Raw genomic sequence first — 1,644 nt, 5'->3', positions numbered from 1 at the left:
ACACTTATCTACAGTGATTTTGTGCCGATTATTATTAAAAATAAGGCGTTATATATTCTCAAGCAGTATCTCACCGTATGAAAAGAGTTTTGCTTTGCCTGTCAGATAAACACGATCTCCATCGATTCGACATAACATCTCACCCCCTCGTTCGGATAATTGACGGGCACGAAGCTCAGTTTTATCAAGCCGCTTTCCCCAGAAAGGGGCAAGAACACAATGGCTGGAGCCAGTGACAGGATCTTCATCAACACCTTTGGCAGGCGCGAAATAGCGTGAAACAAAATCAGCGGATGAATCACCGAGAGCGGTAATAGTCAGTCCTGGCAAGGGCAGGGCAGCAATCTTAGCAAAATCAGGCTGAGTATGGGTGATTTGCTCTACGGAATCCAAAACACAAATATAGCGATCATGTGAAGCAAACACGGCAGAAACATTTTGTCCCAGAGCATCTTGGATAACAGGAATGAGGGCGTTTTCTTCATGGCAATCGGTGATAGGAAAATCCAATGTAAAAACGCCATCTTGGTGAGAAACGCGGAGTTCACCAGAGCGGCTCTTGAATGTAAGGGACTTATCTTGAATATTGCGGTGGGCTATAAGGACAAACGCGGTCGCCAATGTTGCATGCCCACATAAATCTACTTCGACTTTAGGTGTAAACCAACGCAGATGGTTTTCTACTAAAAAAGCAGTTTCAGGAAGGCCAATTTCAGCAGCAAGAGAAATGAGTGTTTCATCCTCTGGCCATTTGTCCAGTAAAACAACAGCAGCAGGATTGCCTGAAAACAATTTTTCTGTGAAGGCATCGACATGATAAATAGGGTATGAATGCATCAGAATCTCACTTATTTTTTTATAATGGAAAACCGTATACAGCATGTTGAAATGATATTGATTTGTAAAGAGTTATCTTGTTTGGCTGCAAAACATACAGAAATTAGCATGTTGACCTCAGGTAATAATGATTATTAAATAGTAATTCGTTGTTACCATTCCCTAAGGAAAGAGATGAAAATCAAAGGAACCTATTGCCTATTTTTTATTTTGTCAGTCTGTTTTTCTCAAGCCTTGGCTTTTGATTTGAGCTACAAAAGCGACATACCAGCGGATAACAAACCCTCAGAAGAGTATCTGAAAAAGAGAAACAATTTAGATCATGGACATTGGAATACGGAGAAACTGGCTGAAGATAATGCCTTGGCCGAGAAGCGGGAGGATGAACTAAAAGAATATCATGATAAATTTAAGCAGAAAAATGACGTGAAATTTCCTTTTGATTGGGGTGAACTACATCTTAAGACTTCTCCCTATATGGAAAACAACCAATTTATGCAGCACCTTAGAGAACAGACTAAACGCCATTGCTATAGAGAAACAAGGCAAAAGTTAGAGAAAGAGCAGGGGAATGGCTATTCCTATGCTGATATCGCTGATACTTGTGGTTATTATTAATCAGATTATCCCATTGTTAATAAAGAATTAAATTTATCTTTGAGGCTGGACAAAAACTGTGAAATAGTGTGCAAGGCTGCTGGAAGATAGCGAAAGGATTCGCAAAGTTAGCAGTCACTGGCGTGGCAATGCAGTCACCCAGCAGTTGTGGGTGAAAGACTTTTGCAGGAATGTGTGAGCCCTTTGAAC

2 protein-coding genes are annotated in these 1,644 nt (G+C 40.6%); one reads left to right on the top strand and one right to left on the bottom strand.

Annotation, left to right across the window (positions count from 1 at the left end; all coding sequences use genetic code 11):
- Positions 1–48 precede the first annotated feature (48 nt).
- Entirely contained in the window at positions 49–837 is a 789-nt protein-coding gene (locus PSI15_RS17935) for a PhzF family phenazine biosynthesis protein (RefSeq protein ID WP_273584696.1), read from the bottom strand.
- Positions 838–1,011: 174 nt separating this feature from the next.
- On the opposite strand from PSI15_RS17935, the gene PSI15_RS17930 reads away from it, so the two are divergent.
- Positions 1,012–1,455: a hypothetical protein gene (locus tag PSI15_RS17930; RefSeq protein WP_045970157.1), complete on the top strand. Its 444-nt coding sequence runs from the start codon at positions 1,012–1,014 to the stop codon at positions 1,453–1,455.
- Positions 1,456–1,644: the final 189 nt, after the last annotated feature.

This window comes from Xenorhabdus sp. PR6a (assembly GCF_028599065.1).
Lineage (GTDB): Bacteria > Pseudomonadota > Gammaproteobacteria > Enterobacterales > Enterobacteriaceae > Xenorhabdus > Xenorhabdus doucetiae.
This window is presented reverse-complemented; position numbering and strand designations above follow the sequence as displayed.

Bases quoted from the DNA above. Each gene is read 5' to 3' on its own strand.
- PSI15_RS17930 (WP_045970157.1), top strand. From the start codon at position 1,012: ATGAAAATCAAAGGAACCTATTGCCTATTTTTTATTTTGTCAGTCTGT.
- PSI15_RS17935 (WP_273584696.1), bottom strand. From the start codon at position 837: ATGCATTCATACCCTATTTATCATGTCGATGCCTTCACAGAAAAATTG.